The organism is Salinibacterium xinjiangense (assembly GCF_014645015.1).
Lineage (GTDB): Bacteria > Actinomycetota > Actinomycetes > Actinomycetales > Microbacteriaceae > Rhodoglobus > Rhodoglobus xinjiangensis.
In genome coordinates, this window is the sequence record NZ_BMLC01000001.1 from 120,032 (window position 1) to 144,406 (window position 24,375).

Below are 24,375 nucleotides of genomic sequence, written 5' to 3' on the forward strand. Positions count from 1 at the left end.
GAGGGGTGGTGTTGATGTTCGAGATCCTGACGGGAACCGGATTAGCCGTTGCGGCTGGGCTGAACGCCTACATCCCGCTGCTCATCCTCGGGCTGGCCGGGCGCTTCATCGAGGTCGTCCAACTGCCAGCAGCATGGTCCTGGCTCTCCAACGACTGGGTGCTCGCCATCCTCGGGGTCCTGCTGGTCATCGAGATCATCGCAGACAAGATTCCCGTCGTCGATTCGATCAACGACTGGATCCAGACCATCGTGCGTCCTGCGGCCGGCGGCATCGCCTTCGGCACCGGGTCGACGTCCCAAACATCCGTCGTCACAGACCCGGCGACATTCTTCAGCTCGAACGCATGGGTGCCCATCGCTATTGGGGTTCTGCTTGCTCTCGCGATACACGCGACGAAAACGATCGTCAGGCCGGCGATAAATATTGCGACGGCAGGGGCCGCTGCTCCCGTGGTGAGCGCTCTCGAAGACGTCAGCAGCGTCATCCTGAGCGTGCTCGCGCTGCTGCTGCCAGTGTTGGTTGTCGCCGCTCTCGGAGGACTAATCGTGGGCTTCGTTGCGCTGTTCAGGCGATCACGACGACGACGGGCCGAGTCCCGCGCTATTCACGTTTAGTCACAGAGTTCGATCGGTCCAGTGAACCGAGCCCCCATGCGTCCGAAAACACGAATGGCCGGCCTCCGAAGAGACCGGCCATTCATGCGCCCTCATGGGCTACTCGATTAGGAGTTGTTGCTCAGCTTCTCGCGGAGAGCAGCAAGCGCCTCGTCGTCGGCCAGCGTGCCGGAACCAGATGGCGTCTCGTCGCTTCCGAACGATGATGCACCGGCGGGAACGCCCGTGTTGGGCATGTCCTCCTGGAGGGCAGCAGCAGCAACCTGCTTCTTGTGCTGTTCCCAACGCTCCTGGGCTGCAGCATAATCCTGCTCCCACTTCTCGCGCTGGGTCTCGAAGCCCTCTTTCCACTCGTTGGTCTCCGGGTCGAAACCATCCGGGTACTTGTAGTTGCCCTGGTCGTCGTACTCGGTGAGCATTCCGTAGAGTGCCGGATCGAACTCAGTGCCTTCGGGGTCGACGCCATCGTTCGCCTGCTTCAGCGAGAGCGAGATGCGGCGGCGCTCGAGGTCGATATCGATGACCTTGACGAAGACCTCGTCGTTGACCGACACGACCTGCTCAGCGAGCTCGACGTGCTTGCCGGACAGCTCGGAGATGTGCACGAGGCCCTCGATGCCCTCTGCGACGCGAACGAATGCGCCGAAGGGGACGAGCTTCGTGACCTTTCCGGGTGCGACCTGGCCGATCGCGTGCGTGCGTGCGAATACCTGCCACGGGTCTTCCTGCGTTGCCTTGAGCGACAGCGACACGCGCTCGCGCTCGAGGTCGACCTCGAGGATCTCGACGGTGACCTCCTGGCCAACCTCGACGACCTCTGAGGCGTGCTCGATGTGCTTCCACGACAGCTCGGAAACGTGAACGAGTCCGTCCACGCCGCCGAGATCGACGAATGCACCGAAGTTGACGATCGAGGAGACGACGCCCTTGCGAACCTGGCCCTTGGCGAGGTTGTTGAGGAAGGTCGTGCGGCTCTCGCTCTGGGTCTGCTCGAGGAGAGCACGACGGGAAAGCACCACGTTGTTGCGGTTCTTGTCGAGCTCGAGGATCTTGGCTTCGATCTCCTGGCCGAGGTACGGCGTGAGGTCTCGGACGCGGCGCAGCTCAATGAGAGATGCCGGCAGGAATCCACGAAGACCGATGTCGACGATGAGTCCACCCTTAACGACCTCGATGACCGAACCGGTCACGACGCCATCGGCTTCCTTGATCTTCTCAACATCGCCCCATGCACGCTCGTACTGAGCGCGCTTCTTGGACAGGATGAGGCGACCCTCTTTATCCTCCTTCTGGAGAACGAGAGCCTCGACAGTGTCGCCGACCTGGACGACCTCGGTGGGGTCTACATCGTGCTTGATGGAGAGTTCGCGGGAGGGGATGACACCCTCGGTCTTGTAACCGACGTCGAGGAGAACCTCGTCACGGTCGATCTTGACGACGGTGCCCTCGATGAGGTCTCCGTCGTTGAAAAACTTCAGCGTCTTTTCGACCGCGGCGAGAAAGTCTTCAGCAGATCCGATGTCATTGATGGCGACCTGCTTGGGTGCCTTGTCGGTCGTTACGATTGTCATGTAGTAGTTGCTCCGGTATGGACATGTTGAGGCCATCGGCAGGACGGGCTGGTGTCTGCATGGTTGCAGGGACCGATGGCATACGAATGCAGCATCCAATGGATGCTGCGTCACGATTGCGACTCCTTAGTTTAGCTGTTGACTGGCTGGATAGCCACTGCAGCGCCGGACCGGCTCAAAAACCCCCGGCCAGGATTGCCCGAGGCGCCCGTTCAAGAGTCGGACGCACGAACATGCAGCCGGTGTCGAGAACATTCTGCGGCATGACCCATCGGCTCTTCAGCGCGAACTCGGCCAACGTCCTGATTGGTGCGGTGCCGCTGGCGCGATCGACCCTCGCGGGAGGAGTCGCGCCGAGGTAACGCCCGAGAGCCCGAGAGCCGGATACAGGTCGGCGACTTCGCCACCGAGCACCCGCTCCCACGGTGGGAGACCGCTCAATGCTCCCTAGCGGGCTTCTGCAGTGCCGCACGAAGCGTATCGAGCCCCACTCCTCCGATATCGAGGGCTTTGCGGTGGAATTCCTTGATATCGAAAGAGTCGCCCTCGGCGGCCCGGTACTGGTCCCGGATCTGCTCCCAGATGCGCTGGCCCACTTTGTAGGCGGGAGCCTGACCCGGCCATCCGAAGTAACGGTTGACCTCGAACCGCACAAACTGCTCGTTCATGTTCACGTTCCTGCTCATGAAATCGAGCGCATAGTCCCAGTCCCACACTCCGGTTCCGTCGAGTCTCGGCTTGCCGAGATGCACACCGATGTCGAGCACGACCCTGGCCGCACGCATCCGCTGGCCGTCGAGCATCCCGAGCCTGTCGCCGGGGTCGTCGAGATAACCGAGATCCTGCATGAGTCGTTCCGCATAGAGCGCCCAGCCTTCGGCGTGACCGGAGGTGCCGGCAAGCTGGCGGCGCCACGTGTTGAGCTTCGCTCGGTTATAGACGGCCTGGCCCAGCTGCAGATGATGGCCGGGAACGCCTTCGTGGTAGACGGTGGTCGTCTCTCGCCAGGTATCGAACTCCGTCACGCCCTCCGGAACCGACCACCACATCCGACCGGCGCGCGAGAAGTCGTCACTCGGGCTGGTGTAGTAGATGCCGCCCTCATGGGTGGGGGCGATCATGCACTCGAGTCGCTTGACAGGGTCAGGGATGTCGAAGTGGCTGCGTGACAGCTCCTCCACGGCCTTATCGCTGAGTTGCTGCATCCATCCCTGGAGCGCTTTCGCGCCGTGCAGCTTGCGAGAGGTGTCGGCGTCGAGAATCTCGATAGCTTCGAGAACTGAGGCGCCCGGCTTGATCTCGTGGGCGATGGATTCCTGCTCATCGACCATGCGGGCGAGTTCTTCGATGCCCCATTCATAGGTCTCATCGAGGTCGATTGTCGCGCCGAGAAAACGCCGGGACTGCAGCGCGTAGATCTCATGGCCAACTCCGTCGCGCTCTTGAGCAGCGGGCAGTAGTTCGTCGGTCAGGAAGTCAGCCAGCGCGTCGTAGGCGGCAGCGGAGACAACCGCTCCGCGCCCAAGATCGGCCGACAGGGAGTCTGGCAGTCGACCAGAGCCGCCGAGTGTCGCCCCCGCGGTGAAGCCATGGAAGAAGCCATCGGCGGCGGCATGCTTGCGAGCCTGATCGATGACCTCCCGCACCTGGCGCTTGGCCGGCGTAACGCCGCTCTCAATCCCGAGTCGGAGCGTCTCGATATAGCCTTCGATGGCCATCGGCAGGTTCGCGAGGCGACCCGCGATATCTGCCCAATTCTGCTCGGTGTCGGTGGGCATGAGGTCGAGGATGGTCCGGATGCTCTGGGCGGGGCTCTCGATGACGTTGACGTCGCGCATCCACAGCCCCGCCTCGCTCGACTCGATGTCGAGCCGGATCGAGCTACTGAGGTCGGTCCTGGTCACCCAGTCGACGTCATCAACCTCGGTCGCAGAATCCAACAGGGCGAGCAGCTTCTTCGCCTCGTCGATGTACATGCCATGTCCAGCTGGAGACAGGTCCTCGTACTCGTCGAGCTTGCCGGGTATACCGATCCACGTCGCAATCGACGGATCGAGTTCCGCCATCGTGACCACCCACTGCTCCGCGATTCGGTCGATCTCGGTCTGTGGGCGCGTATCGGGGGTGGTCGGACGTGAGTCTGCTGGAGAATCTGTCATGATTCGAGACTACTCACGACCAGCCCCGGCATTAGCTACTGCTTGTCGAGGTCGGTGTTCAGGAGCTCTGCAAGCGTGTCGAGTGCGGCCTCTGCCCCATCACCCTCTGCGGTGAGCGTGACCTCTTCGCCGTGGCCGATGCCGAGCGACAACACACCGAGGATGCTCGCGGCATTGACACTCTTGCCAGCGGCCGACGACAACTGCACCGAGACGCCCACCCTGGCTGCGGCCTGCGCGAAAAGCGATGCCGGGCGGGCGTGAAGTCCGACGCTCGACGCTACTGTGACTTTTTTCTCTGCCATGACTGCTCCTACGATTCGATGATTACTTTGATGGCTTCGCCTCTCGCCACGATATCGATCGCGTCAAGAAGCCTGTCAAGGGGGAAAAGCGTGGGTGAGGAGGTCGCTCGCAACGACATCGCCGGAAGCGATGAGTTGGCGTGCCTGCTTGTTTTGATCCGGGCTCGATCCGTTTACACCGACAACGGGTAATTCACGGTCGAGCACGAGATTCGAGCCGACTGTGATGGTGGGGTGATCCTTCGGGGGCCGCCGAACAGGCTCAGCCTCCCCATCTTGCGAGCATCCGGAGCCCCCTTCTGTCCCCGGAGAGGAGGATGAGGTCGAGCTCCACCCCTGCTGCGGCCCCAGCCAGTCGTGCCCCATTGATATCGACGAGGATGACACGACTGGCGTCGCGCGACCTGGCGAGTCGAACGTGTCGGCAGTCGCTCGAGCAGGTTCCTGGCCGCGGAGAATACAGGCCAGCGGCTCGCGGCGTCCTCAAGACGAGTATCACCGGAGGCGTAGAACCCCGCTACCTTCACGATGTTTTAGTCATCCATATTCTCGGACTCCAGGAGCACGTAGACCTGCTCGGTCGTTGTGGCAGCGCGGAGTGCTGCTGCTTTCTCCGGATGCATCAGCACCGTCGCCAACTTCGAGAGCAGGGCGATGTGGCCATTGCCCTTTGCGGCGATACCGAATGCCAGCCGGACATCGTTGCCATCCCAGTCCACGCCTTCGGGGAAGCGCACAAGGGACAGGGCATCGGACCTCACCGAATCCTTCGAAGCAAGAGTTCCGTGAGGAATCGCAACACCCTCGCCTACGAACGTCGAGACAGAGTTCTCGCGGTCGATCATCGCGTTCACATACGATTCATCGATCGCGCCTACTGCCAGGAGACCTGCCCCGGCCTGGCGGATCGCATCATCGCGACTGGTCGCGGAGGCGTCGAGGTTGATCGACGCTTCGGCTAGCAGTTCTGCCAGCGGAATGCTCTCGGCTGCCATCAGAGTTCCACCGTCTCGCCGTTTTCGATCGCCTTCACGAGCCTGGCAATCTTCGGGACCCCCGGGAAGAGCTGGACTGGCACGACCGGGATTCCAGGGAGGTCGCCACGAACCCGATCAGCCAGTCCGGTCTGGGTGGCAACCACATCGGCGTCGCGCGGAATAGTGGCCACCGGCGGGTGCTCGACAGCGATCCCACTCTTGGCGAGTTGCTTCCTGAGTGTGGAGTCGAGCATCACGCTGCTACCCATCCCCGCGTTACATGCAACGATCAGCTTCTTCACGCTTGACCCCTCGATTGTTGCCATCAGTTGCTCCCGATATCTGTTTGATTGGTCCGGTTCTGGCGTCTGTCTGTGCCGGCTTGTCCAGCTTGTTGCTCGCCCTCTGCGCCCTGGCTTCTTTCAGGACGAGTTCGACCTTCTCGTTTCGTCCGAAGCCCAGCAGAACCGAGCCGACGACCGCTGCAACAGCCGCCGACAACACGATGGCCAGTATGTCTAGCCACAGGTTGTCAGTGGGTGACACCAGGATCCACGCGAGATGCTTCCCCGCGACGCAGCGCCGACGAGCCTGAGATTGAAGATCACATCCCAGATTACGCCGGTCGCTTCGCCGAAGATCGCGGCGATAACCAGGACCGGCCTCATGAGCGCGTAAGCGGAAAAAGATCTCGTGGATTCCACCAGGGAAATGCACGACCATAACGGTCGAACTTCGTGTGATCGGCGAGCACGACTGCGCGGCGCGACGCGACGCGACGCGACGATGAGAGACTGGCCTCGATCGGGTCGGAAGTGGTGGGTCCATGCTCGACGCTGAGTCGCTTGGTGCCCATGACTGCAACATCGGCAAAGACGACCGCGGTCTATGCGCGGGCCCAGTCTCCCACCACCATGCAGGCCCCTGGCATTGCACGGCGCTCGGGCGCTGTGAGATCCGAACGCACGGTTTTTGTTGTGACCGCAAGGTTTCGAGCCAGCACGGCGATATCCGGCCGACCCCGGGCATGCGCGGTGCCCATGATCTGCCGGTGGCGTTCCAGTGCGTGAACCCTGGCCTAACTCAGACCCCATTGTGGATCACATTGTCGAAATATGCGGACCAACCACATGTGGCTTTGCGCTGACACAGGTCCGCTTGTGTCTCGACGTCGACTACGAGCTACGGCGGGTTGCCGGTGTGGAATTGTTCGGTCAGTGCGCGGCCGCATCCCAGTTGGGGCCTGTACCGATTTGCACATCCAGAGGCACCCGGAGGTCTGCTGCGCCCGCCATCCGGGAACTCACGATGTCGGTGACGGTATCGAGTTCGCCGGCAGCGACCTCGAAGACGAGCTCATCGTGCACCTGGAGCAGCATCCTCGATTGCAGGTTCTGTTGCGTCAGGTCGGCATCGATACGAATCATCGCCAGCTTGAGGATGTCGGCAGCCGTGCCCTGGATCGGAGAGTTGAGAGCCTGGCGTGCCGCATTCTCGCGCAGCACCCGATTCGACGACGACAAGTCACCGAAGGGCCGGCGACGACCATAGATCGTCGTGGTGTACCCGTCTGCCCGCGCCTGCACGACCACGTTTTGAAGGTATTCACGCACGGCACCGAACCTCGCGAAGTAGTCGGTCATGAGCTCCTTCGCCTCCGAGGTCTCGATGCGAAGCTGCTTGCTCAGCCCGAACGCACTGAGACCGTACGCCAGCCCGTACGACATCGCCTTCACCTTGGTGCGCATGACCGGGGTGACCTCGGCGGGATCGACACCGAAAATACGTGAGCCCACAAAACGATGGAGATCCTCGCCCTCGTTGAAGGAAAGTATCAGCCCCTCGTCACCGGAGAGATGAGCCATGATCCGCATCTCGATCTGCGAATAGTCGGCGGTGAGCAGGGTCTCGAATTCCGAGCCGGACTCGAACGCCGAACGGATGCGCCGACCCACCTCGGTCTTGACCGGCACGTTCTGAAGGTTCGGCTCGTTCGAGGCGATGCGACCGGTGCTTGAACCGGCCTGCTCGTAGGTCGTGTGCACACGACCTCCCGGATCCACCGCCTTATCGATACCGGTGATGATCTGCATGAGCTTCGTCGCATCGCGGTGCTGGAGCAGCAGGTCGAGGAAGGGATGCGGCGCCTGCTCCTGGAGGTCGGCGAGGCTCGCGGCATCAGTCGAGAACCCGGTCTTGTTGGACCGGGTCTTAGGCATACCCAACTGGTCGAACAGCACCTCCTGCAACTGCTTCGGGCTGCCGAGGTTGATCTCACGGCCGATCTCGGCATACGCCTTTGCGGCGGCATCGGCGGCTTTCGCTCCCAGCTCGGCAGTCAGTTCGCCGAGAATCCCGCGATTAATCGTGATGCCGGTGCGCTCCATCGTCGCCAGCACGGGCACGAGGGGGAGTTCGATGGTGTCCAGCACTGACTGCGACCCCGTCTCCAGCTTGCCGGCGAGGTACTCCGCCACCCTCAGCACGTACCAGGCCTCGGTTGCCGGGCTGGCCGCCTCCGTCTCGGGAACCAGCTGGTTGGGATCCGACTGCTGGAGCGTCTCGCCCAGGTGGTCGTACACCTGCAATTCCAGCGACTCCGGCTTGCTGCCCGGCTTGATCAACCAGGCAGCCAGCATCGTGTCGAAGGCGATCCCCTCGAGCTCGAGCCCTGAGTTTCTCAGGATCTTCAGCTGAGCCTTCGACCCGTGCATGTGCTTCGGAGCATCGCTGGCAAGCCACGACTCGAGTGCTGTGTAGTCAGGCCGACCTGGTGCCCAGGGCACGAACACCGTCTCGTTCCGCGAGGCGAGCCCGAAGCCCGTCACGGTGCCGCCCACACTCTCGACCTGGAAACCGAGCGGCAGGGTGCCCGCTTTCGACACGGTGGCGATCCACTTCCCCAGCTCCTCGTCGACCATGGTGTGGATGACCGGGATCGAGTTGGCCGGCGCGCTGGCCGTGAGCTCCTCCGCTGTCCCGTCGGCGTTGTCGGCGCCGGCGATCTTCAGGACGCGATCGAGCAGGGTTTTGAACTGGAGTTTGTCGAAGACCTCCCGCACCGCAGGTACGTTGATGGGCGCTCGAAGCAGTTGCTTCGGGCCGACCGGCAGGTCGACGTCGGTCAGCAGGTGGTTGAGCTTGCGGTTACGTACAGCCCTGTCTTTCTGCTCGCGCAACTTCTCGCCGACGACGCCCTTGATCTCATCGGCATGGGCGAGTACCCCTTCGAGGCTGCCGTACGCGGTGATCCATTTGACCGCCGTCTTCTCCCCCACCTTGTCGATGCCGATCAGGTTGTCTGAGGTCTCCCCCACGAGCGCAGCCACATCCGGGTACTGCTCGGGCTCGATTCCGTAGCGCTCGACCACGGCGTCGCGATCGTAGCGCTTCAACTCGGAGACCCCGCGGGCATTCGGATAGAGCAGCGTGACATTCGGCGTGACCATCTGGATCGCATCACGGTCGCCCGAGACCACGAGCACCCGATAACCCTCCGCGGCTCCCTGGCTCGCCAGGGTCGCCAGGATGTCGTCCGCCTCGAAGTCCTCCTTCGAGATCGTCACGATGCCCATGGCCTTGAGCGCCTCTTCCAGCAGTGGGATCTGTCCCACGAATTCCGATGGCGTCTCGCCCCTGGTTCCCTTGTATTCCGGATATTCGCGAGTGCGGAATGAGTAGCGGGAGATGTCGAACGCCACGGCCAGATGCGTGGGTTTTTCGTTCTGCAACAGCACGATCAGCATCGAGAGGAAGCCGTGGATCGCGTTCGTGTGCTGGCCCTCCCTGTTCTGGAAACTGTCGACTGGCAACGCGTAGAACGCCCTGAACGCGAGCGAATGACCGTCGATTATGAGGAGGGTAGGCTTTTCGATGTCCGACACGTGCCCAGCCTAGCCGCGGGATCCGACAGCTCGAATTGACTGGATGACCTACATGACCAAGCTCCCCGACGACATCGACCCGGTCTTGCTGGAGATCATCGAGCGCACCAACGGTGGCGAGTTGTCGGTGAAGATGGGCGTCGAGTTCCTCGAGCTGTCTGCGACCTCCTCCGTCGCCCGGATGCCCGTGGAAGGCAACACGCAGGTGCTCGGCCTGCTGCACGGTGGGGCCCATGTCGTGCTCGCCGAATCACTCGGGTCGATCTCATCCGCGATCCACGCGGGCCCCGGGCGCTACGCGGTGGGAATCGAGATCAATGCAACCCATAGTCGTTCCATCACCTCCGGTTGGGTGACCGGCACGTGCACGGCGATCTCGCTCGGGCGCAATCTCGCCACGCACGAGATCGTCATGACCGACGACGAGGGCAGGCGGCTGTCTACCGTGCGCATGACCAACTTCCTGAGGGATCGCTGACGCGTGTGACCATGGAGGTCGGCTGGGCTGGTATCCACAACGCAGGCGACCTCGGAGGATTACCGGGCCGCTTAGGTTCGACGCAATTCGGGCGGATACTCCGGATGCCGCGACCAGACACACTCACCGAGCGCGGCTGGGCGGAACTGGTGTGCTCCGGAGTGCGCACGCTCATCGATCTGCGCGATACCGATGAGATCGCTGAACTTCCCCTGCGACTGGCTTCAGTCAGCTCGATTCATCGGCCGATAGGGGATCAGAGCGATGTCGAGTTCATGGAGCTGATGGCTCCATTCCTAGACTGACGACGCCCGATGCTCCCCCGCCGATCTCGATAACGTCACCGCGAGACTGCTCGACTAATCCGACCGCGGATCTCGCCCGCGATCATGCACGGCAGACCGTTTCGTGTGCGGGGACCCCGAATCCGGGCGTAGCCGAATGCTCCGAGCCGCGCGCTATTTCTTCGCAGAGAGCTGCTCGATGATGGCCTGGGCCACATCGTGCATGGTGAGTCGGCGATCCATCGAGGCCTTCTGGATCCAGCGGAACGCCTCGGGCTCCGACAGCCCCATCTTCTCGTTGAGAAGCCCCTTGGCCCGGTCGACGAGTTTGCGCGTCTCGAAGCGTTCGACGAGGTCAGCTACCTCGGCCTCGAGAGTGAGGATCTGCGTGTAGCGGCTCAGGGCGATCTCGATCGCCGGCAGCAGGTCGCTGGGGGTGAACGGCTTGACCACGTAGGCGAGGGCACCAGCCTCTGATGCCCGCTCGACGAGCTCTTTTTGGCTGAATGCCGTCAGGAGTACGACGGGAGCGATGTGGTTCTTGCTCAGCCGCTCGGCAGCGGAGATCCCGTCGAGTTGCGGCATCTTGACGTCCATGATGACGAGATCGGGCCGCAACTCGGTGGCCAGGGCCACCGCGGTCTCGCCGTCGGCTGCCTCGCCGACCACTTCGAAACCGTTATCTCGGAGGATCTCGACGATGTCCATGCGGATGAGGGACTCGTCTTCAGCGACGACCACCCTCCTGGGAGTTGAGGTTACGGCGTCCTGGTCAGTCACGGATATCACCCTACGGTATTCTTTTGAGCGTTGTTGTGCGCCGGATTGGCGGAATGGCAGACGCGGAGCACTCAAAATGCTTTGTTCGTAAGGACGTGCGGGTTCAAGTCCCGCATCCGGCACAACGGAGATCGACCCACACGCTCGTCACGCCCGCTCGCCTCGCGGCCCAGGCTGGCGCTTCTGGCGGGCTAGCTCACCTCCGACACGCCCGCCGTACGGGCGGCCGTGGTCTGCGAATTCCTCGCGGAAGAAGCCCATCCGCCACGGTCCGAGTTCGATCCGCGCGCCGGTGCGCAGGATGCGTCCACGAGGAGCCAGTCCCCGGGTGTCACTCCCCAGCTGCCCCTGTGGTGGCGCCGTCAGAAGGTGGAAGACATAGTCGTCATTCTCGTCGTGTCGGATTTCGGCATGCCGAAGCTCAAGTCCGTCCAGCTGCAGGTCGGCCTCCGCGCCGGACCCGATCACGGTCGTACCATCGAGCAGCACAAATTCCCGAGGAGGCGTGCCGTCCCACACCTTTGACCCCACGACGAAGATGAGCCGAGGGCGCCCACTGCCGCGGAGGTAATGGGTGGTGGTCACACGTCGTCTCACGCGGCGACTGACCGTGGGCACAATCGGGAACATTGTTGACGGAGGCATGGATATCTGCGGCGATCCCGGTGATCGCCGCAGGGCGTTCAGCAGAGCGCGGATGCCGCCTAGGCGAACGTAAGTCGAGCCCGAGGCGAGCCTAGACAGCAGTGACGGGCGCACGGCACCTACCGACACCAAGACACCCTTCGGCCCCTCGACCGTCACTGTGAGTCCCTCATCGGCGAGACTGCCGACGAGACCGCTGGCGATGTCGGGGATGCCTCCCCTGAGGCTGGCGCGGCCAGCCAGGAACGCTGCGGGATTGTCGACGAATACCGTGACAGCACTGCCTGACGCCGAAACCGTTCCCGAGATCAACTCAGAATCGATGCTGACCGAGAAACTAAGGTCGATGTCCAGCGTGATTCTGGACGGCCGAGTGGATGTCATCGCCCGCTCGAGGGTGCAGCCCCGCCACCTTCGGCGTCATTGGTGGTCACACGCAGGGTGCCGTTGAACTTCCAGGTGGCCCGGGGAGCGTCCGGGCCGATGTCACGTGGAACCTCCACTGTCATGTCGACAAGCTCGTAGTTCACTGCCGCCCCACGACCGGTCAGGTACGACCACATCTCGCGGCCCAGATCCGTCCAGTCCTGGATAGAACGGCCTTCAGGCCCATTCGGATTAGACGTAGATGATGTCGATCCTGTTTCGGACACGATGGATTCCCTCCGGTTGTGAGAGACACGAACTGCAAAACGAAGAACGCTCTTCCCTCTTGACATCATTCTGTAGAGGAAAGAGCGCCTGCGCAAAGCTATTTGCACCGCCACGACGATGTCTTCAGGAAACTATCAGGCGTCGTCGTCGTTTTCCCACACCGGTGCTGCCGCATTGACGGCATCCCCGATGATGTGAACCCGGAGGTCGTTGGTCGAGCCGGAGATTCCGGGAGGGGAACCCGAGATGACGACGACCTTGTCACCGACCTCCGCAAGCCCTTCACCCAGAAGCACTTCGTCGACCTGTCTGTACATCGCATCCGTGTGGGTCACGCGTTCGACCACGAACGATTCGATGCCCCAGATCAGCGACATTCGGCGGCGGATGGCCGGGTCGGGCGTGAACGCCTTCATCGGAACGCGGAACCGCAGCCGAGACATCCGGCGCGCTGAATCACCTGACTCGGTGAACACGCAGACATACCTGGCATCGACGAAGTCGGCCACCTCGGCGGCAGCGAGAGTGATCGCGCCACCCTGTGTGCGTGGCTTCGTACCCAGCGCAGGGATGCGCTCGAGGCCGTGTTCCTCGGTGGACTCCACGATGCGCGCCATGGTCTGGACGGTGATGACCGGGTATTCCCCGACACTCGTCTCGCCAGACAACATGACAGCATCGGCGCCATCCAGGATGGCATTTGCGACGTCCGATGTCTCGGCGCGGGTCGGAACCGGTGAGGAGATCATCGACTCGAGCATCTGGGTAGCCACGATCACTGGCTTGGCCATGCGACGGGCGAGCTCGACCGTGCGCTTCTGCACGATCGGGACGGCCTCGAGGGGCAGCTCGACACCGAGGTCACCGCGGGCGACCATGATGGCATCGAACGCGTCGATGATGGCCTCGAGGTGGTCGACAGCCTGCGGCTTCTCGATCTTCGCGATGACGGGGACCTTGCGACCCTCCTCTGCCATGATCTCGTGCACGCGGATGATGTCGTCGGCATTGCGTACGAACGAGAGAGCGATGAGGTCTGCGCCGAGCTTGAGGCCCCAGCGGAGGTCATCTTCGTCTTTCTCAGACAGGGCAGGTACGTTGACGGCAACCCCGGGGAGGTTGATTCCCTTGTTGTTCGACACGAACCCACCGACAATCACCTCGGTCGTGACGACTGGTCCATTGACCTCTGTGACCCTGACCTTGACCTTACCGTCGTCGATCAGCAGGAAGTCACCCGGTGAGACGTCATTGGGCAGCCCCTTGAAGGTGGTGCCGGAGAGTTCCCTGGTTCCCACGACGTCGTCCGTCGTGATCTTGAAGATATCGCCCACCGCGAGGTCGTATGGGCCTGCCTCGAACTTGCCCAGCCGGATCTTGGGACCCTGCAGGTCTACCATCACGGCAACGGCGCGCCCGGAGTCTTCAGCGGCCTTCCGGACATTGGCGTAAACCTCTTCGTGCACGGCATAGGAGCCATGACTGAGGTTCATACGGGCTACATCGACACCTGCATCGATGATCGCCCTGATGTTCTCGTAGCTCGACGTGGCTGGGCCGAGCGTCGCGACGATTTTGGCGCGTCTCATATCTTCCTTCTGTGGGTACTGCAGTGGTGGTGGTGGTGGTGGTGGTCAGATTGCGAGTGCGTGATCGGTCGGTTTGACCGGGAACGGCAACAGTGTGTCACCTTCAAGATATTGATCGACAGCGGATGCCGCCGCGCGGCCCTCGGCGATCGCCCAGACGATGAGTGACTGGCCGCGGCCAGCGTCGCCTGCAACGAACACGCCTGCTTCGCTGGTCTCGTACATTCCGTCACGCTCGATGTTGCCCCTGGCGTCGAACGGCACGGGCAACTGGGCGTCGATGGAACCAGATTCCGGACCCGTGAAGCCGAGTGCCAGAAGCACGAGGTCTGCCGGGATCTCGCGTTCGGTGCCCGACTTGGGCACGCGTCGCCCGTCGATGTACTCGGTCTCGGCAATCCGGATCGCCCGCACTTCGCCGGCGTCGTTCGACAGGAACTCCACGGTCGAGGCGAGATAGACACGTTCGCCGCCCTCCTCGTGGGCGCTGGACACCTCGAACAGAGCCGGTGCCATCGGCCATGGCTGGTGTTCGGGCCGTTCCGCGGGAGGCTGGAGGCCGATGGCGAGGTTGGTCACGGAGAGTGCCTGCTGGCGGTGCGACGTTCCGATGCAGTCCGATCCGGTGTCTCCTCCTCCGAGCACCACGACATGCTTTCCCTCTGCCGTGATCTGTTCTGCGACGGTGTCACCGGCGCCGGCCCTATTCGCCTGCACGAGATATTCCATGGCGAAATGCACACCCATGAGGTCCCGTCCGGGGACCGGGAGATCACGCGGAACTGTTGCACCGGTCGCGACGATGACAGCGTCGTACCTGGACTTGAGGTCGCTCCAGCTGATGTCGACACCGATTTCGACGCCCGCGCGGAATCGGGTTCCCTCGGCCTGCATCTGGGAGATCCGAAGCTCGATGTGCTTCTTCTCCATCTTGAAATCAGGGATGCCATACCGCAGCAGTCCGCCGATGCGGTCGTCCCGCTCGTACACCGCGACGGTGTGACCGGCCCTGGTCAGCTGCTGCGCGGCAGCGAGACCGGCCGGACCGGAGCCGACGATAGCGACGGTCTTACCCGTGAGTCGTTCCGGTGGACGCGGGGTGACGAGACCGTTCGCGAACGCCTGGTCGATGATGGACGCCTCGACCTGTTTGATGGTGACCGCCGGCTGGTTGATACCCAGCACGCAGGAGCTTTCGCAGGGAGCGGGACACAATCTCCCCGTGAACTCCGGGAAATTGTTCGTGGCATGGAGGCGTTCGATCGCCTGCGCGCCCTCGCCCCGCCAGGTGAGGTCGTTCCATTCGGGGATCAGGTTGCCGAGCGGGCACCCCTGATGACAGAACGGGATGCCGCAATCCATGCAGCGCCCAGCCTGCCGCTTGAGCTCCGAGGCATCCTGCTGTTCATAGACCTCTTTCCAGTCCATGAGGCGCAGGGCCACTGGTCGACGTTTGGCGGTTTCCCGCTCCTGTACCTTGAGGAATCCCTTGGGATCAGCCACCGGTAACCTCCATGATTCGAGCCCAGGTCACGTCGCCGTCGGGGTCGAGCCCCTCGTCGATTGCGGCCTGGCGGGTCTGCAGCACCGCGGCGTAGTCGCGCGGCAGCACCTTGGTGAAACGCAGGACTGCCTCATCCATGTTCGCCAGCATTGCGGCAGCAACCACTGAGCCCGTCTCGTCGACGTGCCGCTGGAGCAGGTCACCCAGGATCTCGACATCGGCACTGCCGAGTGCCGCGAGGATCAGCTCACCGGTACGCAGCGAATCGGCATTCACACGCTCGGTCGCCAGGTCGTAGATGTACGCCGTTCCTCCGGACATTCCGGCACCGAGGTTGCGCCCGGTCTCGCCCAGGATGACGGCGAGTCCGCCGGTCATGTATTCCAGGGCGTGGTCACCCACACCCTCAACGACAGCGGTCGCGCCCGAGTTGCGGACCAGGAAGCGCTCGCCCACGATGCCACGCAGGAACATGCTGCCCTGGGTGGCGCCGTAGCCGATCACGTTGCCCGCGATGACATTCTGTTCTGCGGGGAAAGTGCTCGACGCGCTCGGTCGGATGACGATCTGCCCTCCGCACAGCCCCTTGCCCACGTAGTCGTTGCTGTCGCCCTCAAGCCGGAGCAGGATACCCGCGGGCATGAACGCCCCGAGAGACTGGCCAGCGGTGCCGGTGAGGCGCACCTCGATGGTGCCGTTGGGCAGGCCGTTCTCGCCATGGCGCACCGTCACCTCATGACCCAGCATCGTTCCCACGGCTCGCTCGGTGTTGCGGATGGGCAACTCGATGACCACGGGGGTGCCGTGATCGAGCGCATCGGCACTCAGTCTGATCAGTTGACGATCGAAGTGCTTCTCGAGCTCGTGATCCTGACTGACCCGGTTGATCCGCGGCTCGTCCTCGCCAAAGTCCGATCCGGCGAAGACCGGGCTCAGGTCGAGCCCGTCGGCCTTCCAGTGCTCGACGGCGCGAGCGGCATCCAGCAGTTCGCTACGGCCGATGGCCTCATCAAGACTGCGGAATCCCAGCATCGACAGGTACTCGCGTACCTCCTGCGCCAGGAATTCGAAGAAGTTGACAATGAACTCCGGCTTGCCCGTGAAGCGAGCGCGAAGTTCGGGATTCTGGCTGGCCACGCCGACGGGACACGTGTCGAGGTGACAGACGCGCATCAGGATGCAGCCCGACACCACGAGCGGCGCTGTGGCGAATCCATATTCCTCGGCACCGAGAAGCGCACCGATGATGACGTCGCGACCGGTCTTCATCTGGCCGTCGACCTGCACGACCACGCGGTCACGCATACCGTTGAGCATCAGCGTCTGCTGCGTCTCGGCAAGCCCGAGCTCCCACGGTGTTCCCGCATGCTTGAGGGAGTTGAGCGGGCTTGCGCCCGTGCCACCATCGTGACCCGATACCAGCACGACGTCAGCGAGAGCCTTGGTGACGCCGGCAGCTACCGCGCCGATACCGGACTGGCTCACGAGCTTGACGTGCACTCGAGCGGCGGGGTTGGCGCGCTTGAGGTCGAAGATTAGCTGCTTGAGGTCTTCGATCGAGTAGATGTCGTGGTGCGGGGGCGGCGAGATGAGGCCGACTCCGGCAGTGCCGTGGCGCGTACGCGCGATCCACGGGTACACCTTATTGGCAGGCAGTTGACCACCCTCACCCGGCTTTGCTCCCTGGGCCATCTTGATCTGGATGTCGGTCGCGTGCGTGAGGTACATGCTCGTGACGCCGAACCGACCAGAGGCAACCTGCTTGATCGCACTGCGACGTTTCGGGTCGAGCAGCCGCTCGACATCCTCGCCGCCCTCACCGGTGTTAGACCTGCCGCCGAGCTGGTTCATGGCGATCGCCATCGTCTCGTGCGCTTCCTGGCTGATCGATCCGTAGCTCATCGCCCCGGTGCTGAAGCGTTTGACGATCGACGCAACAGGCTCAACCTCATCGAGCGGCACCACCGGCCGGACACCCTCTTTGATCGAGAAGAGACCGCGCAGCGTCATCAGGTTCGCGGCCTGGTCGTCGACCAGCTTCGTGTATTCGCGGAAGATGTCGTACCGGCGGGACCGCGTAGCGTGCTGGAGCCGGAACACGGTCTCGGGGTTGAACAGATGCGGCGGCCCCTCGCGACGCCACTGGTACTCCCCGCCTGTGATGAGTCGCTCGTGTGGGCTGGTGACGCCGTCCTCGGGGTAGGCCGAAAGGTGTCGGGCTGCGCTCTCCGCAGCGATCACATCGATGCCCACGCCACCCAACAGCGTGGAGGTTCCGGTGAAGTACTGGTCGACGAACGACTGGCCGAGACCCACCGCTTCGAAAGCCTGTGCGCCGGCGTAGGAGCCGACGACGGAAATCCCCATCTTCGACATGATCTTCAGCACACCCTTGCCGAGACCCTTGATCAGGTTGCCGACCGCTTTCTCGCCGGTAAGCCCCTGGATCATGCCGCTGCGTACGAGTTCTTCGGCAGTCTCCATGGCCAGGTAGGGGTTGATCGCCGATGCTCCGTAGCCGATGAGGAGAGCGACATGGTGCACCTCACGCACATCGCCGGCCTCCGCGATAAGCCCCACCTTCATGCGGTTCTCTTCACGAATGAGGTGATGGTGCACTGCCGCAAGTGACAACAGCGATGGGATCGGCGCGAGGTCTTTGTTCGAGTCGCGGTCGGAGATCACGATGAACTGGGCTCCGCTGTGGATGGCCTCATCCACTTCGGAACACAGCTCGGCGAGCCGCTTCTCCATCGCCTTCTCGCCCCTGTCGACGCGGTACAGCGCGCGAAGTGTCACTGTCGGCCGCCGACCGCTCGAGGTCTCGAAGTGCTGGATCTTGGCCAACTCGTCGTTGTCGATCACCGGGAAGTCGAGCGAGATCTGCCTCGCGTGCTCCGGTGTTGCGGTTAGCAGGTTGAGCTCGGGACCCAGGCCCGACTTCATCGAGGTCACGACCTCTTCGCGAATCGAGTCGAGCGGCGGGTTCGTCACCTGAGCGAACTGCTGCGTGAAGTAGTCGAACAGCAACCGCGGTCGATTCGACAACACAGCGATCGGGGTGTCTGAGCCCATGGCGCCCAGCGGCTCGGCCGCGTTCTGCGCCATCGGGGTGATGAGCATGCGCAGTTCTTCTTCGGTGTATCCGAAGGTGCGCTGGCGCCGGATCACCGACGCCGGCGTGTGGACGATGTGCTCACGCTGTGGCAGATCCTTCAACGCGATCCGGCCCGCTTCGAGCCATTCGGCCCACGGCTCTGCGGCAGCGAGCTCGGCCTTGATCTCGTCGTCCTCGATGATGCGACCCTGCTCGGTGTCGACGACGAACATCTTGCCCGGTCGAAGACGACCCTTACGCACCACACGACTCGGCTCGATGTCGAGCACACCGATCTCACTCGCGAGCACCACGAGCCCCTCATCGGTGACGAGGTAGCGGCCGGGACGCAGGCCGTTGCGGTCGAGGGTGGCTCCCACGAGGGATCCGTCGGTGAAGACTAGGGCGGCAGGACCGTCCCACGGCTCCATGAGCATGGAGTGGTATTCGTAGAAGGCGCGACGATCCGGATCGACATCAGCCTGGTTCTCATATGCCTCAGGCACCATCATCATCATCGCGTGCGGAAGCGACCGGCCAGCAAGGTTCAGAAGCTCGACCACCTCGTCGAACGATGCAGAGTCGCTGGCACCATCCGTGTTGATCGGGAGGATCGAACGGATATCGCCGAGTACATCACTTTCGAGCTGCGACTGGCGCGCGCGCATCCAGTTGCGGTTGCCCTGCACGGTGTTGATCTCGCCGTTATGGGCGATCATCCTGAACGGCTGGGCGAGCGGCCATGACGGGAACGTGTTGGTCGAGTACCGCGAGTGCACCAGGGCAAGCTTCGACGTGAACCGCTCGTCGGAGAGGTCGGGGTAAAACGGCTCCAGCTGGAGCGTCGTCACCATCCCCTTATAAACAAGGGTGCGCGACGACAGCGAAGGGAAGTACGCGTGCAACTCGTGCTCGGCACGCTTGCGCAGCCGGAAGGCCTGGCGTTCAAGATCCATGCCGCCGACAGGCCCGGCATCGTCTGTGCGCGTTGACTGCAGGAATACCTGCTCGAACGACGGCATCGCGCCCCGAGCGAGGTTGCCCAGGTTGTCAGGCTCGACAGGAACGTCACGCCAGCCCAGAACGCGCAGGTTCTCTTCTTCTGCCAGTGCGCCGATACCGGATTTGATCGACTCTCGCTCGTCATCGTCGGTGGGCAGGAATGCCATGCCCACGATGTAGCGGCCGACCTCAGGAAGCTCGAATCCGGCCACGGCCCGAAGGAACTCGTCAGGAATCTGGGTGACGATTCCAGCGCCGTCGCCGGTACCTGCATCAGAACCCACGGCGCCTCGGTGCTCGAGGTTTCGAAGCGCGCTGAGAGCCGTGTCGATGATGTCGTGACCCGCGGTACCGCGCAGGGTCGCGACCATCGCGAGCCCGCAGGCATCGCGTTCACGCCGGGGGTCATAGAGACCCCTGGCGCGTGGTACTGAACTGAAACGCTCGAAAGCTGGCGTGAGCGCCATGGCAACCGTCCTCACGAGTGTGCCTGAGCACAACTTGAACTTGCGGTGGGGGACGTCGGCGGCCCGAAGATAAACGCCCTGGGATGTTAGGGGCGAGTTGTACCAGTGCCGCTTGTGGCGAGCGAACCGGACGCGACCGTCCCAGACTCTGCGAGGGCTTCATCGCCGGGTTCGTCAGTGTCTGAATAGGTCTCCGAAGAGTCTACAGCACCTGCTCCGCTGCCCTCGTGACCCGGCACGTATGGGCTCGGCTCGACGCCGGGATGACGACGCGACTGATACAGGAACAACGCGATTCCGAGGGCGACGGCGATGATCGCGCCCCACACATTTGTTCGGATACCGAAGAAGACTTCGCTGGGATCGACCCGGATCGACTCAAACCAGGCGCGACCGATGCCGTACCAGATCATGTAGAGCGCCCAGACCTTGCCCCACTGCAGTCGGGCGATGGGATCACCGACCGGAACGGGAAGCGTCAGGCCACCGACAGGCCTGGCCACGAGACTGAATCGGCGTTCCATCGTCAGCAGGAACACGATGCCGACGACGTTCCAGATCATCTCGTACAGGAAAGTGGGATGGAAGAGGGTGCCGTCAGCAAGTCCAACGGGGAATGCCGCGTTCGTCGACTCGACCTCGAGACCCCAGGGCAGGCCAGTGGGCTGGCCGAACAACTCGTGATTGAAATAATTGCCGAGGCGACCGAGAGCCTGCGCGAGCAACATCGCAGGGGCGAGGGCGTCGGCGAAAGTCCAGAGACGTATTCCGGCAAACCGGCATCCGATCCATGCTCCGACAGCACCACCGATCAGCGAGCCGAAGAGGGCGTTCCCGCCGTTCCAGATGCGAACTACTTCCCAGGGGTCGGCGCCGTCATAGAAATAATCGGCCGGATGGGTCAGCACGTGGTAGGCGCGCGCCCCGACGAGACCGAGGGGGACGGCCCAGATGATCACATCGAGAACGACTCCGGACTCGACGCCGCGCCTGGTGAGCCTGCTGTTGACCAGCAGGGTTGCGGCGATGATGCCGACGAGGATGCACAAGGCGTACGTGTGGATGGCGATGACCTGGTTCTCACCGATAGCCGGAATCAGGCCGTGCAGCCAACCGATCGGGATCTTGATCGGGATCTGCCACTCTTCTGGCGGGCTGGGAATACTGAGCGGCATAAGTGGCATACCGGTCGCCTTTCTGAGATGGGACTGACTGTGGAGCTGGAGCAAACGAGCGCTACTGGAGCCTTCCCGAGCTACGCAATCGTACCTGTTGCCAGCGCCGCAGCGGTTCGCGCGACCGCCGGCACTCCTCCGTCTGCGAGTGCCTTGACCAGCACTGACCCGACGATGGCGCCGTCGGCATATCCGAGCACTTCACGCACCTGGTCGGAAGATGATATTCCGACGCCAACACAAGCGTTCGTGGACCCCGCGTCGCGAAGGCGCGAGACGAGACTACGCGCGGCGCTGTCGACATCCGCCCTCGCACCAGTGATGCCCATGGTGGATACGGCATAGACGAATCCGCGACTTTTCTCCACCGCAAGCCTGAGCCTCGCGTCAGAGGACGAGGGCGCCGCAAGAAACACGTGATCGAGATCGGTGCGTTCCGCTGCCGTGAGCCATGACCGGGCATTGTCGGCCGTGAGGTCTGGCGTGATCAGCCCGGCGCCACCCGCCGCGACGAGATCATCGGCGAATCGTTCGATGCCGTACTGCAGCACGGGGTTGAAGTACGTCATGACCAGAACCGGCGCAGAGACCCGCGCCGTAATCGCCGACACGGCCTCAAAAGCGTGCTCCAGTTTGAAGCCGTTCTCGAGAGCCCGCTGCGTCGCCTCCTGGATGACCAGGCCATCCATCACCGGATCGGTATACGGGATACCGAGCTCGATGATGTCGACGCCGTTCTCGACGAGCGCGACCGCAGCGTCGATGCTCGACTGCAGGTTCGGAAAACCCGCGGGGAGGTAACCGATGAGGGCGCCGGATCCTGCGGCCTTGCGAGCAGCGATCGTCGATTCGACAGTGCTCACCGTTCGACCGCCGGAGATGCCGATTCGAGGGACTCCGCGTCTTCGGCGACGAGCGCTGCGGTGTCGAGGATGTCGAAGTACTTCGCCGCGGTTTCCATGTCTTTATCCCCTCGACCGCTGAGGTTCACGAGGATGACGGAGTCCGGTCCAAGCTGCTTGCCCAGTTCCAGGGTGCCCGCCAGGGCGTGCGCTGACTCGATCGCCGGGATGATGCCCTCGGTCCTGCTGAGGAGCCGCAGCGCCTGCATGGCCTCGTCGTCGGTCACCGGAAGGTAGGTAGCCCTGCCGATATCGTGTAGCCACGAGTGCTCCGGGCCGATGCCGGGGTAGTCGAGTCCGGCCGAGATTGAATGGGACTCCACGGTCTGGCCGTCCGCATCTTGCAGCATGTAGCTGTGCGCCCCGTGCAGCACGCCGGGTCGACCGCGAGAGATCGTCGCAGCGTGGCGCTCGGTGAGGTGGCCGTCGCCCGCCGCCTCATAACCGTAGAGCGCGACATCCGGGTCGTCGAGGAAAGCGTGGAAGATGCCCATCGCGTTACTGCCGCCGCCGACACAGGCCGTCACGGCGTCGGGAAGCCGTCCGGTCAGTTCGAGCACCTGGCGCCGCGCCTCTTCGCCGATGATCTTCTGGAAGTCCCTGACCATGGTGGGGAACGGATGCGGCCCGGCCACCGTGCCGAAGATGTAGTTGGTCGTCTCGACGCTCGTGACCCACTCGCGGTAGGCCTCGTTGATGGCGTCTTTCAGCGTGCGTGAGCCGCTGGTCACGGGGATGACCTCGGCGCCCAGTAACCGCATCCGGGCCACGTTGAGGGCCTGGCGCTCGGTGTCGACCTCGCCCATGTAGACCACGCACTCAAGCCCGAACAGGGCCGCAGCCGTGGCGGTCGCGACGCCGTGCTGGCCCGCACCGGTCTCGGCGATCACTCGCGTCTTGCCGATGCGCTTGGTGAGCAGGGCCTGGCCGAGCACATTGTTGATCTTGTGCGAACCAGTGTGGTTGAGATCTTCACGCTTCAGGATGATGCGAGCGCCGCCAGCATGCTCAGCGAACCTCGGCACCTCCGTGATGATCGACGGTCGACCGCTGTACGTCTTGTGCAGTTCGGTGAGCTCGGCCGCGAACGACGGATCCGATTTCGCGGCCGTGTATGCGGCATCTAGTTCATCGAGTGCCCCAATGAGTGATTCGGGAACGAATCGTCCGCCGAATTCTCCGAAATACGGGCCTAGTTCATCGCGCAGGTTCATGATGCCAAAAACTCCCTAAGGGTCTGGACGGGGTCACCGTGGGTGACGAGGGCTTCCCCGACGAGCACGACGTCGGCGCCAGCCCTGCGGTAGTGGGCGACATCCGCAGGATGCTTCACAGCCGATTCGGCGACCCGGATCACGCCGCTCGGGATCATGTCTGCGAGGGAACCGAAGAGGTTCTGGTCGAGCTCGAAAGTGCTCAGGTCGCGCGCATTCACGCCCACGATGTCTGCACCAAGATCGAGGGCTCGATCGACCTCGTCCGCAGAGTGGGCTTCCACGAGCGGCGTCATCCCCAGCTCGTTGATGAGCCGGATCAGGCTCGACAATGTCGGCTGGTCGAGCGCTGCCACGATCAACAGCACGAGGTCGGCTCCAGCGGCACGAGCCTCCAGCACCTGGTACGGCTCGGCGATGAAATCTTTGCGCAACACGGGAAGGGACGTGGCAGCACGAACCGCTTCGAGGTCTTCGAGTGATCCCCCGAACTTGCGGCCCTCGGTGAGAACGCTGATCGCGCTCGCTCCGCCGAGATGGTACGCCTCAGCCAGCGATGCCGGATCCGCAATCTCGGCAAGAGCACCGCGAGACGGGCTGGCACGCTTGATCTCGGCGATGATATGCACGGTGTCTCGGGGAGCAAGAGCCCCGAGTACGTCGAGCGCGGGTGCGCGGTTGGTAGCTTCGGCTTCCAGGTCGGCAAGGCTGCGTAACGAGCGGCGGACCGCAGCGTCGGCGAGAGCTCCTGCAACCAGATCGGCGAGCACTATGCGTGGGTGGTCGGAGTGAGTTTATCCCCGCCGACCCCATAGCCGAGTCGTGCAAGGACGACGCCGGTGAGCGCACCGACGATCAGAAGCCCGACTGACGCGAACACGAGCCATGAGATGTTGAGCCAGAAGGCGAGAGTTCCGATCGCGAAAGCTAGGAGCATTATCATGACGGCCGTCCAGGCCGCCGGGGAGTTTCCGTGGCCAGGCTCAGACTCGATGCTCATCATGCTCCATTTCCTTGGGGTACATCCCTAATTCTAGCCGGATGCCCGGGTCTTCGCGGTCGCGGACCCGG

At 63.1% G+C, this 24,375-nt stretch carries 21 protein-coding genes and 1 tRNA gene; 4 read left to right on the forward strand and 18 right to left on the reverse strand.

Going from position 1 to position 24,375, the window contains the following annotated elements; all coding sequences use genetic code 11:
* Window positions 1–14: 14 nt before the first annotated feature.
* Window positions 15–617 (forward strand): DUF4126 domain-containing protein, encoded by a 603-nt coding sequence (locus IEW81_RS00560; protein WP_097061878.1) that lies wholly within the window; start codon window positions 15–17, stop codon window positions 615–617.
* Window positions 618–724: 107 nt separating this feature from the next.
* Here the strand turns inward: IEW81_RS00560 and rpsA are convergent, their stop codons facing one another.
* From rpsA to polA, 7 genes are all read right to left on the reverse strand, one after another.
* Window positions 725–2,188 carry a 30S ribosomal protein S1 gene (gene rpsA, locus IEW81_RS00565; protein ID WP_097061877.1) on the reverse strand — a complete coding sequence of 488 codons (1,464 nt, stop codon included), beginning with the start codon at window positions 2,186–2,188 and terminating at the stop codon, window positions 725–727.
* 437 nt (window positions 2,189–2,625) lie between these two features.
* The gene (locus tag IEW81_RS00570; protein ID WP_097061876.1) at window positions 2,626–4,347 is read right to left on the reverse strand and encodes a DUF885 domain-containing protein; all 1,722 of its coding nucleotides are present in this window, start codon (window positions 4,345–4,347) and stop codon (window positions 2,626–2,628) included.
* 35 nt (window positions 4,348–4,382) lie between these two features.
* Window positions 4,383–4,652: an HPr family phosphocarrier protein gene (locus tag IEW81_RS00575; protein WP_097061875.1), complete on the reverse strand. Its 270-nt coding sequence runs from the start codon at window positions 4,650–4,652 to the stop codon at window positions 4,383–4,385.
* Between the two features lie 533 nt (window positions 4,653–5,185).
* On the reverse strand, window positions 5,186–5,647 hold the full coding sequence (locus IEW81_RS00580; RefSeq protein WP_097061874.1) for a PTS mannitol transporter subunit IIA: 462 nt from the start codon (window positions 5,645–5,647) through the stop codon (window positions 5,186–5,188).
* Window positions 5,647–5,931, reverse strand: a complete 285-nt coding sequence (locus IEW81_RS00585) for a hypothetical protein (protein WP_218840060.1) — start codon at window positions 5,929–5,931, stop codon at window positions 5,647–5,649. The genes IEW81_RS00580 and IEW81_RS00585 overlap by 1 nt, the downstream gene beginning before the upstream one ends.
* Window positions 5,906–6,175, reverse strand: coding sequence for a hypothetical protein (locus IEW81_RS00590; RefSeq protein ID WP_143544741.1), 270 nt, complete (start codon window positions 6,173–6,175; stop codon window positions 5,906–5,908). Before IEW81_RS00590 ends, IEW81_RS00585 begins: the two co-directional genes overlap by 26 nt.
* A 668-nt stretch (window positions 6,176–6,843) precedes the next feature.
* A complete protein-coding gene (polA, locus tag IEW81_RS00600; RefSeq protein WP_097061871.1) occupies window positions 6,844–9,513 on the reverse strand; it encodes a DNA polymerase I in 2,670 nt (889 codons plus the stop codon).
* 43 nt (window positions 9,514–9,556) lie between these two features.
* Between polA and IEW81_RS00605 the strand changes: the two genes are divergently transcribed.
* Together IEW81_RS00605 and IEW81_RS00610 are read left to right on the forward strand one after the other, a co-directional pair.
* Window positions 9,557–9,991, forward strand: coding sequence for a PaaI family thioesterase (locus IEW81_RS00605; protein WP_097061870.1), 435 nt, complete (start codon window positions 9,557–9,559; stop codon window positions 9,989–9,991).
* An 11-nt stretch (window positions 9,992–10,002) separates the two neighbouring features.
* Window positions 10,003–10,296 carry a tyrosine-protein phosphatase gene (locus tag IEW81_RS00610; protein ID WP_097061869.1) on the forward strand — a complete coding sequence of 98 codons (294 nt, stop codon included), beginning with the start codon at window positions 10,003–10,005 and terminating at the stop codon, window positions 10,294–10,296.
* A 153-nt stretch (window positions 10,297–10,449) separates the two neighbouring features.
* Here the strand turns inward: IEW81_RS00610 and IEW81_RS00615 are convergent, their stop codons facing one another.
* A complete protein-coding gene (locus IEW81_RS00615) occupies window positions 10,450–11,055 on the reverse strand; it encodes an ANTAR domain-containing response regulator (protein WP_143544739.1) in 606 nt (201 codons plus the stop codon).
* Between the two features lie 39 nt (window positions 11,056–11,094).
* Here IEW81_RS00615 and IEW81_RS00620 point away from each other — a divergent pair.
* Window positions 11,095–11,177: transfer RNA gene (locus IEW81_RS00620), tRNA-Leu, on the forward strand.
* A 25-nt stretch (window positions 11,178–11,202) separates the two neighbouring features.
* Here IEW81_RS00620 and IEW81_RS00625 read toward each other — a convergent pair.
* The 10 genes from IEW81_RS00625 to IEW81_RS00670 form a co-directional block, all read right to left on the reverse strand.
* Window positions 11,203–12,084: an FHA domain-containing protein gene (locus IEW81_RS00625; RefSeq protein ID WP_097061867.1), complete on the reverse strand. Its 882-nt coding sequence runs from the start codon at window positions 12,082–12,084 to the stop codon at window positions 11,203–11,205.
* Window positions 12,081–12,353: a hypothetical protein gene (locus IEW81_RS00630; protein ID WP_097061866.1), complete on the reverse strand. Its 273-nt coding sequence runs from the start codon at window positions 12,351–12,353 to the stop codon at window positions 12,081–12,083. Before IEW81_RS00630 ends, IEW81_RS00625 begins: the two co-directional genes overlap by 4 nt.
* A 135-nt stretch (window positions 12,354–12,488) precedes the next feature.
* Window positions 12,489–13,943: a pyruvate kinase gene (gene pyk / locus IEW81_RS00635; protein WP_097061865.1), complete on the reverse strand. Its 1,455-nt coding sequence runs from the start codon at window positions 13,941–13,943 to the stop codon at window positions 12,489–12,491.
* 45 nt (window positions 13,944–13,988) lie between these two features.
* Window positions 13,989–15,446: a glutamate synthase subunit beta gene (locus tag IEW81_RS00640; protein WP_097061864.1), complete on the reverse strand. Its 1,458-nt coding sequence runs from the start codon at window positions 15,444–15,446 to the stop codon at window positions 13,989–13,991.
* Entirely contained in the window at window positions 15,439–20,013 is a 4,575-nt protein-coding gene (gltB, locus tag IEW81_RS00645) for a glutamate synthase large subunit (protein WP_097061863.1), read from the reverse strand. The genes IEW81_RS00640 and gltB overlap by 8 nt, the downstream gene beginning before the upstream one ends.
* Window positions 20,014–20,099: 86 nt before the next feature.
* Window positions 20,100–21,197: a prolipoprotein diacylglyceryl transferase gene (gene lgt / locus IEW81_RS00650; RefSeq protein ID WP_229671179.1), complete on the reverse strand. Its 1,098-nt coding sequence runs from the start codon at window positions 21,195–21,197 to the stop codon at window positions 20,100–20,102.
* 71 nt (window positions 21,198–21,268) lie between these two features.
* Complete coding sequence (trpA, locus tag IEW81_RS00655; RefSeq protein ID WP_097061861.1) at window positions 21,269–22,051, reverse strand: tryptophan synthase subunit alpha; 783 nt, start codon at window positions 22,049–22,051, stop codon at window positions 21,269–21,271.
* A complete protein-coding gene (trpB, locus tag IEW81_RS00660) occupies window positions 22,048–23,304 on the reverse strand; it encodes a tryptophan synthase subunit beta (RefSeq protein ID WP_097061860.1) in 1,257 nt (418 codons plus the stop codon). The genes trpA and trpB overlap by 4 nt, the downstream gene beginning before the upstream one ends.
* On the reverse strand, window positions 23,301–24,074 hold the full coding sequence (trpC, locus tag IEW81_RS00665) for an indole-3-glycerol phosphate synthase TrpC (RefSeq protein ID WP_097061859.1): 774 nt from the start codon (window positions 24,072–24,074) through the stop codon (window positions 23,301–23,303). The genes trpB and trpC overlap by 4 nt, the downstream gene beginning before the upstream one ends.
* The gene (locus tag IEW81_RS00670; RefSeq protein ID WP_097061991.1) at window positions 24,074–24,304 is read right to left on the reverse strand and encodes a DUF6704 family protein; all 231 of its coding nucleotides are present in this window, start codon (window positions 24,302–24,304) and stop codon (window positions 24,074–24,076) included. Before IEW81_RS00670 ends, trpC begins: the two co-directional genes overlap by 1 nt.
* Window positions 24,305–24,375: the final 71 nt, after the last annotated feature.

What these genes read in the sequence shown, in the direction of transcription:
- IEW81_RS00560 (WP_097061878.1), top strand. Translation starts at nt 15, where the DNA reads ATGTTCGAGATCCTGACGGGAACCGGATTAGCCGTTGCGGCTGGGCTG.
- rpsA (WP_097061877.1), bottom strand. Translation starts at nt 2,188, where the DNA reads ATGACAATCGTAACGACCGACAAGGCACCCAAGCAGGTCGCCATCAAT.
- IEW81_RS00570 (WP_097061876.1), bottom strand. Translation starts at nt 4,347, where the DNA reads ATGACAGATTCTCCAGCAGACTCACGTCCGACCACCCCCGATACGCGC.
- IEW81_RS00575 (WP_097061875.1), bottom strand. Translation starts at nt 4,652, where the DNA reads ATGGCAGAGAAAAAAGTCACAGTAGCGTCGAGCGTCGGACTTCACGCC.
- IEW81_RS00580 (WP_097061874.1), bottom strand. Translation starts at nt 5,647, where the DNA reads ATGGCAGCCGAGAGCATTCCGCTGGCAGAACTGCTAGCCGAAGCGTCG.
- IEW81_RS00605 (WP_097061870.1), top strand. Translation starts at nt 9,557, where the DNA reads ATGACCTACATGACCAAGCTCCCCGACGACATCGACCCGGTCTTGCTG.
- IEW81_RS00610 (WP_097061869.1), top strand. Translation starts at nt 10,003, where the DNA reads ATGGAGGTCGGCTGGGCTGGTATCCACAACGCAGGCGACCTCGGAGGA.
- IEW81_RS00625 (WP_097061867.1), bottom strand. Translation starts at nt 12,084, where the DNA reads ATGACATCCACTCGGCCGTCCAGAATCACGCTGGACATCGACCTTAGT.
- pyk (WP_097061865.1), bottom strand. Translation starts at nt 13,943, where the DNA reads ATGAGACGCGCCAAAATCGTCGCGACGCTCGGCCCAGCCACGTCGAGC.
- gltB (WP_097061863.1), bottom strand. Translation starts at nt 20,013, where the DNA reads ATGGCGCTCACGCCAGCTTTCGAGCGTTTCAGTTCAGTACCACGCGCC.
- lgt (WP_229671179.1), bottom strand. Translation starts at nt 21,197, where the DNA reads ATGCCACTTATGCCGCTCAGTATTCCCAGCCCGCCAGAAGAGTGGCAG.
- trpB (WP_097061860.1), bottom strand. Translation starts at nt 23,304, where the DNA reads ATGAACCTGCGCGATGAACTAGGCCCGTATTTCGGAGAATTCGGCGGA.
- IEW81_RS00670 (WP_097061991.1), bottom strand. Translation starts at nt 24,304, where the DNA reads ATGAGCATCGAGTCTGAGCCTGGCCACGGAAACTCCCCGGCGGCCTGG.